Here is a 6,879-nt window from a genome sequence, read left to right as displayed (position 1 = left end):
GAGAAGAAGACTCTGCGACCACCGAGCTGGCTACAGCGTCCCTGATCCTATCGCGACCATGGCCGGTAAGCGGGGCCGGGACGCGCAGTTTCAGCGGGAGCGCACTAGCGCACGCGTGATACGTTTGCTCACCGCATACGGGACCGGCACTCACGTTGCCTTTTTCCGTACCCCTGCTGACGATGTGGGCGTATGGGATTGCAGCAATGAGCAGATCACACGCACCTGCTTCTGGATGATCTTTGCCACTTCAACGCGCCGCGAGGGGCCCAAACGGCTCGATATGGCAGCCACGCTGATGGCGGCGATGGGGTTCTTGGGCGGGAACGCAACGCCCACGGCTGCCGTGCCCGGCGTCGCGACGCTGTCCAGGAACGAATAGCCCCGGGCACGGCTTTCGATCAAGGCTGCGCGCAGGAAGCCGGGATCGAAGGATCCGAACTTCGCGTACTGCGGGCCGCTGGCCTCGACGATCTGATCCGCTTCGGCTTCGGGCAGCGCGCTGAGGATGGCCAGCCCACCCGCGCCCACCCCCATCGGCCGGCGGATGCCGACATCGAGCGTCAGGGCCTTGATGGGGTAGTCGCCCAGCGCGCGACTCGTGCAGATCGATTCGGAGCCGCGCCGCTCGCTGAGGTACACCGTGTCCTGCGTCTGGTCGGCGATCACCTGCAACGCTTCGTCGCACATCTCGCTCAACCGATAGCGCGGCTGAGCCAGCAATCCGAGTTCATAGAGCAGCGGACCCAGGTGGAACTTGCGCGTCAGCGGGTCGCGATACACCAGTCCTTCCAGTTCCAGGCGCTGCAGCATGCGAAAGCAGGTGGACATAGGCAGACCACTGACGCTGACGACGTCCGCGATGCGCATGCCCCGGCGTCCGCGCGATGCAATCACGCGCAGCATGCCCACGACCCGCTCAATGCTCTGGGTCCCGCTTCTCGCGTGCTGCTCCGGCTCCTGGAATGGCGCGGACGCTTCGTTCGGGTCGGTCGCGCGCTTGCTGGATCGTTTGCTTTTAGTTTCCACCATGTGGCAGTAATTCGGGTTGCACCCGAATGAGATTGAAGTTGTCGTCAATATATTCGTGGGCATGGAGATTGATCAATAGCCACATAGTGGAAGTTGAACGGAACTGCTCATGCCCCACACGATGACTGAAAAGATACTGGCGCGCGCCTCCGGCAAGGAGAGCGTCAAGCCGGGAGACGAGATCACGGCACGCCCGGACTTCGTGATCACCTACGACTTTCCCGGCTACACCGACGTGTTTTTCAAGGAGACGCGGGAGGACTTCGGCATCGAGAAAGTGTCCAGTCCGGAGCGCTTCGTCCTCTTCATCGACCACATGGTTCCGGCGACGGCGCCGAAGGAAGAGGAGCTGCACAAGATCACCCGTGCCTGGGGGAAGGAGCAGGGCGTACCCGTCTACGAGCGCGAAGGCATCGGCCACCAGGTGGCGGCCGAGCTGGGCTATGCCACGCCGGGCGCCTTCGTTGTGCACTTCGATGGCCACGTCAGCCAGTTGGGCGCCTTCGGCACCTTCGCATTCGGGGCACGCAAGGGCGTGATTGAGTCCTTCGTGACGGAGAACGTGACGATGACCGTACCCGCCACCGTGAAGGTGGAGCTGGTCGGCACACTTCAGCCCGGCGTGATGGCGCGTGATGTGTTCCACCACATGGTGCGCGTCATGGGGCCGGCTTCCTGCCGCTTCAAGGCCGTTGAACTCTGCGGCTCCGTCATCGACCAGATGAGCATCGAAGGCCGGCAGACCATCTGCGGCCAGGCGATGTTCCTCGGCGCGACCACTATGCTCATTGCGCCCGATGCGAAGACCATGGCCTATGTGAAGGGCCGCTCGAAGGTGGATCTGGAGCCGGTACATCCCGATCCCGATGCCGTCTACGAGCGTGTCGTGACCATCGACGTGTCCTCGCTCGAGCCCATCGTGGTGGTGCCACCCAGCCCGGCCAACACGCGCGACCTCAAGGACTACATCGGCGTAGAGGTTCACACGGGCTACCTAGGTTCGTGCGCCAGCGGCCGGCTGGAAGATCTGCGTGTGGCGGCCGAGGTGCTGCGCGGCCGCCGCATCCAGCCCGGCTTCCAGCTGCATGTGGTGCCGACCTCCAAGGCCATCATGGCAGCAGCGGCACGCGAAGGCCTGATCGAATGCCTGGTGGAAGCCGGCGCTTTCATCAGCTCGCCCAGCTGCGACTACTGCTTCGGCCGCATCGCCACCATGAGCGATGGCCAGCGCGCCGTCTCCACCGGCACGCTGAACACGCCGGGCCGCATGGGCAGCGTCGACTCGGAGATCTACATCTGCAATGCGGCCGTGGTGGCGGCGTCGGCGCTGGAACTAGTACAATGACACGTAAATAACGGAACATGCATACACTCCGTCTATCCCCGTTGGGGTTACGAAGGAGTTCTCATGCGCCAGACCGAATTGCATTTGACCGAGAAGGATCGGTCGGTCATCGAGGAGATTCGAAGCAAGGGAATCCATCATTCGCGCGAAGTGAACCGGGCGCATGCGCTGTCGTGTCTGGATCGCGGGATTCCCGAAGCGCAGATCATGGAGGTTCTGGGGATCGGACGCACCGCGCTGTGGCGCACCCGGTCGGCATACCTGCAAGGAGGCGTCGATCTCGCCGTGTTCGACGTTGCACGCTCGGGGCGACCTCGACAGTACGACACTGATGCCGAAGCGCGCGTGACGGCACTGGCGTGTTCGGCTCCGCCCGAGGGTCGCCAGCGCTGGACGATCGTCGAGCTCGAACGGGCCGCACGCCAGGAATCGGGCCTTGGCAACGTCAGTCGAGAAACCATCCGGCGCATGCTAAAAAAAACGATCTCAAGCCATGGCGACGGCTGATGTGGTGTATCGGTGCGCTCACCGAAGAGTACCGATGCCGCATGTACAACCTGCTCAAGTTGTACGCCAAACCGATGCGCGGCGACGAGCCTGTGATCTGCATCGACGAGAAGAGCCTGCAACTCATTGCCCATAGCCGCGAGCCGTTGCCCATGGCGCCGGGCGTACCGGCCAAGCTGGACTACGAATACGTGCGCAAGGGCACGACCAATTTGTTCGTGGCGGTAGAGCCCAAGGCGGGACAGCGCGTCGTCTCGGTCACCGATCACCGGGGCAAGACGGACTTCGTCGGCTTCGTCCAAGCACTTCTCACCCACACGTATGCGACCGCGCGCCGCGTTCACCTCGTGCTGGACAACCTGAACATCCACTTCAGGAAATGCTTCGACGACGTGTTGGGAAAGCGAGCTGCCAGCACGCTGCTGCGTCGGGTGTGCTTCCACTACACGCCCAAGCACGCAAGTTGGCTCAACATGGCGGAGATCGAAATCGGCATCCTCACGCGCCAATGCCTGAACCGCCGCCTCCCCAGCCAGCAACTTCTGCGGCGCGAAGTCGATGCTTGGCAAGCAGATCGAAACGCGCTGCACCGAACTATCGAGTGGAAATTCACTCGACAGGATGCAGATCACAAGCTCGGACGTCATTACGTTTCGAAACTTACGTGTTAATGTACTAGATACTGCGCTGCCTTTTATTTTCATCCTCGGTCGTGGCGGTTCACCAGCGTTCAGTGTGGACTCGATCCTCCTTGAGGATCTCGGCACCCCGCCGCCACCTCCACCGCCACCGCCGCCGCCGCCGTCAGCGCCTCCTGCCACGGCGATCACTCTGCCGTACGACGCAGCGGTGCCTGTCGGTGGCACGGTCGCCTGGTACTCCTTCGTCGTGGGCTCGACGGACGACTACTTTGTCTCGACGCTGACGTCGCCGAATACAGGCGCGGACACATTCATCGCAATCTATGACAGCGCGGGCTTCCTGCTGACAGACAACGATGATGCTCCCTCTGAGGCCACCTTCCTATCGCGCGCCGAGCTCTCTCTGACGCCAGGAACGTACTACGTCTCCATCTCGATGTTCCCGACCGACGATGGTGACGGCTGGCATACCGTGGGCACCAACCCGATCCCGGCCGGCATCATCCTGACGGCGGGGGGAGTGGGATCGCCGCCGCCGCCGCCACCGCCAACGGTGCTGTCCGTAACGCTCCCGCGCCTGACCAGCAACCTGCTGGACAACACCGTCACGATGACGTCCTCCGGCGTGGCCAGCTCGACCCTCGAAGCGCAGACCCTCCTTGTCGTCACGATGACGTCATCCGGCATCCTCGCCTCGACCCTCGTGTCGGGTGTCGTCGTGCCGGCAGAGATGTTGTCGCAGGCGACGATGGGCAGCACGTGGGCCACGAGTCAGGACTCGAAGCCGTCATGGCATCGCTCGGCACCAGCGGCGACATGCTCGGCGTGCCCGACTCGGACAGCGAGACGTGGGTCATGAACCTGGGCACGCAGGGCACGACCAACTACACCAACTACGGCTTCAACTCGTTCGCCTTGATCGGACAGCGCTACTACGGCGCCGGGCCGGATGGGATCTTCGTGTTGGATGGCGACACCGATGCCGGAGAGCCGATCCGCGCGAACTGGAGCGTGGGCGAGCTCGACTTCGGCACCGCGCTGCAGAAGACCATCAGCCACGCCTATGTCGGCATGTCCGCCAAGGGCAATCTCTTCATGAAGGTGCTGGTGGGGGAGGGCGACGAAGCCCGCGCATACGTCTACAAGACGCGCAGCTTCAGCCAGAGCCTGAAACAGCAGCGCATCGTCTGCGGCCAGGGCCTGAAGGCGAACTACGCCACGATCGAGTTCTACAACGAGGAAGGCGCGGACTTCGAGATCGACACCGTCGAATTCCACGTCGCTGACCTGAAACGGAGAATCTAATGGCAACCCCAATCATCCCTGCGGGCGGCATCGTCACCATCCCCGATCCGACCACCGGCGGCGCGGGTGCAGCAGTCACGACGACCCAGGTGTTCAACGCCATGTGGCAGAACGCGCAGGCGAAGTCCACGTCAGGCCTCGACTTCACCAACCGCGCGCTGCTCCTGGCCAGCCAGTCCGCACCGCATATGGTGGGCGCCACCCTGGACACGAGCTTCCTGCCGCCTCTGGTTCCGATCCTGCCCGACGAGAGCCGTCTGGACGGCGAGGCGATGTACAACGCACAGCGCGACCAGCTCCAAGTGGTGATTGAAAACGGCCTGGCGAAGTTCATCCACGACTTCTTCCCGCCGCAGGAGTTCTACGATCGCGCGCTCGCGTGGTGCGACCGCGCCATCACCACCGGCGGAACTGGGCTGGATCCGCTCGTGGAGCAGCAGTTGTGGGAGCGTGCCCGCGCCCGCTTCCTGGGTGACAGCGAACGCCTCGAGGACGAGGCGATCACGACCTGGGCGAATCGCCGCTTCCCGCAGCCGCCGGGCGCACTGCTCAGTCAGCTCCAGCAGATCCAACTCGACGCCAGCCGCAAGCTCGCCGAGCAAAGCCGCGACATCTCCATCAAGTCCTTCGACACCGAGATCGAGAACATCCGCTTCGCGGTCAAGGAAGTAATCGACCAGAGGCAAGTGGCGCTCAACGCCATGGGCGACTACATCCGCACCATCATGCAGGGCCCGCAGATCGCGATGCAGCTCACGACCGGCCTTGCCAGCGTTCGAAGCGAGGTCGCGCGCAACCTCGTGTCGCTCTACCAGGCGGAAGTCGCCGCGGCCGATCCGCGCATCCGCCTCGCCATCACCGATGCCCAGCTGCGCCAGCAGACGAGCGAGGCGAATCTGCGGAGCGACATGGCCACCATCGATGCCATGGTGCGCGCGGTGCTTGCCGCGGCCCAGATGTTGGGCACGCAGGCAGCCTCCGGSCTGAACGCGCTGCACGCCAGCTCGAGCATCAGCGCRAGCGACTCGACCAGCAGCTAAGGGTCCCCATGGCAGACGCCTACCATCCGCGGTAGGGAGTCACAGTTAGTGAGCCCTTGGTCAAAGTAGTTGACTAGGCTGCTCACAGTTTGTGAGCTATTCCTAACCGGGAGGCCTGTGGCATCCTCCAGCCGGGGGGCCGCTGTCGGCCAGGAGCCGACCTTCGCGACAGTCGGCTGCAGGCGAAGAGGCCGGCGGTCAAAGCGCCCCGCAGCCTCTCAACGTACGACCTCGTCGGCGCGCAACAAGAGGCTTCCGGGAACCGCGACGCCGAGCGCCTGGGCGGTCTTCAAGTTGATCAGCAGTTCGAACTTTTGCGGCTGCTGGACTGGGAGGTCGCCGGGCTTGGCGCCCTTGAAGATCCGGTCGACGTAGCCGGCGGCGCGGCGCGCCAGCGCGGCGATGTCCGCCCCGTACGTCAGCAAGGCGCCACCGGCGTGGTGGTAGCGCTCCGTGCCAATGCACGGCAGGCGCGCCTGCGTCGCTGCGGCCACCAGCTCGCCGCTCGAGTAGACATGCCAGCCCGCCGGGAGGATGAACAACGCGTCGGTGCCCGTGCGGGCTAGTGGCGGGATGACAGCCACGATGTCCTCGACACGGTTCAGCTCGACCCGCTGGACGCGGATGCCGAGCCGAGGCGCCACCGCCTCGATCTGCGTCAGCTCCGTCCGGTGCGTGGCCACCAAGGGCATCCAGAGCACCGCGACCTCGCGGGCCTGCGGCAGCAAATCGCGCAGCAACTCGAGCCGCTTGCCGTGCAACTCGTCGTCGACGGCCGACAGGCCGGTGAGGTTGCCCTCGGGGCGCGCCAACGACGAGACCAGGCCGCTCGTGACCGGATCGCTCACCCCCGAGAACACGATCGGAATCGTGCTCGTCGCGCGCTTCGCGGCCATCGCCGCGGCGGTGGTAACACACCAGAACAGGTCAACGCCGTCCTCCGCCAGCGCGACGGCATGCGCGTCGAAGCCCTCCGGCTTGCCCCCGGTGTGCCGCCAGTCCATCACAT

8 protein-coding genes are annotated in these 6,879 nt (G+C 64.3%); 6 read left to right on the top strand and 2 right to left on the bottom strand.

What is annotated here, in order from left to right:
* Window positions 1-150: 150 nt before the first annotated feature.
* Window positions 151-1,032, bottom strand: coding sequence for an IclR family transcriptional regulator (locus tag AC1DY5_RS43100; RefSeq protein WP_478120547.1), 882 nt, complete (start codon window positions 1,030-1,032; stop codon window positions 151-153).
* A gap of 121 nt (window positions 1,033-1,153) precedes the next feature.
* Between AC1DY5_RS43100 and AC1DY5_RS43095 the strand changes: the two genes are divergently transcribed.
* The 6 genes from AC1DY5_RS43095 to AC1DY5_RS43070 all read left to right on the top strand — a co-directional run bounded on the left by AC1DY5_RS43095 (window position 1,154) and on the right by AC1DY5_RS43070 (window position 5,870).
* Window positions 1,154-2,377: a 3-isopropylmalate dehydratase large subunit gene (locus AC1DY5_RS43095; RefSeq protein ID WP_478120545.1), complete on the top strand. Its 1,224-nt coding sequence runs from the start codon at window positions 1,154-1,156 to the stop codon at window positions 2,375-2,377.
* A 63-nt stretch (window positions 2,378-2,440) separates the two neighbouring features.
* Window positions 2,441-2,884 carry a helix-turn-helix domain-containing protein gene (locus AC1DY5_RS43090; protein WP_478120544.1) on the top strand — a complete coding sequence of 148 codons (444 nt, stop codon included), beginning with the start codon at window positions 2,441-2,443 and terminating at the stop codon, window positions 2,882-2,884.
* Window positions 2,884-3,555: an IS630 family transposase gene (locus AC1DY5_RS43085; RefSeq protein ID WP_478120546.1), complete on the top strand. Its 672-nt coding sequence runs from the start codon at window positions 2,884-2,886 to the stop codon at window positions 3,553-3,555. Before AC1DY5_RS43090 ends, AC1DY5_RS43085 begins: the two co-directional genes overlap by 1 nt.
* The gene (locus AC1DY5_RS43080) at window positions 3,443-4,384 is read left to right on the top strand and encodes a hypothetical protein (RefSeq protein ID WP_478120543.1); all 942 of its coding nucleotides are present in this window, start codon (window positions 3,443-3,445) and stop codon (window positions 4,382-4,384) included. Before AC1DY5_RS43085 ends, AC1DY5_RS43080 begins: the two co-directional genes overlap by 113 nt.
* Window positions 4,315-4,830 (top strand): hypothetical protein, encoded by a 516-nt coding sequence (locus AC1DY5_RS43075; protein ID WP_478120542.1) that lies wholly within the window; start codon window positions 4,315-4,317, stop codon window positions 4,828-4,830. Before AC1DY5_RS43080 ends, AC1DY5_RS43075 begins: the two co-directional genes overlap by 70 nt.
* Window positions 4,830-5,870 carry a hypothetical protein gene (locus AC1DY5_RS43070; RefSeq protein WP_478120541.1) on the top strand — a complete coding sequence of 347 codons (1,041 nt, stop codon included), beginning with the start codon at window positions 4,830-4,832 and terminating at the stop codon, window positions 5,868-5,870. Before AC1DY5_RS43075 ends, AC1DY5_RS43070 begins: the two co-directional genes overlap by 1 nt.
* Before the next feature lie 218 nt (window positions 5,871-6,088).
* Here AC1DY5_RS43070 and AC1DY5_RS43065 read toward each other — a convergent pair.
* Window positions 6,089-6,879, bottom strand: a 791-nt coding sequence (locus tag AC1DY5_RS43065; RefSeq protein ID WP_478120540.1) for an ABC transporter substrate-binding protein, incomplete at its 5' end; no start/stop codon positions are given.

The sequence above is a fragment of the Variovorax sp. P4_D9 genome, assembly GCF_056401695.1.
Note: the sequence above shows the minus strand (reverse complement) of the source record. Positions and strands in the feature narration are given on the sequence as shown.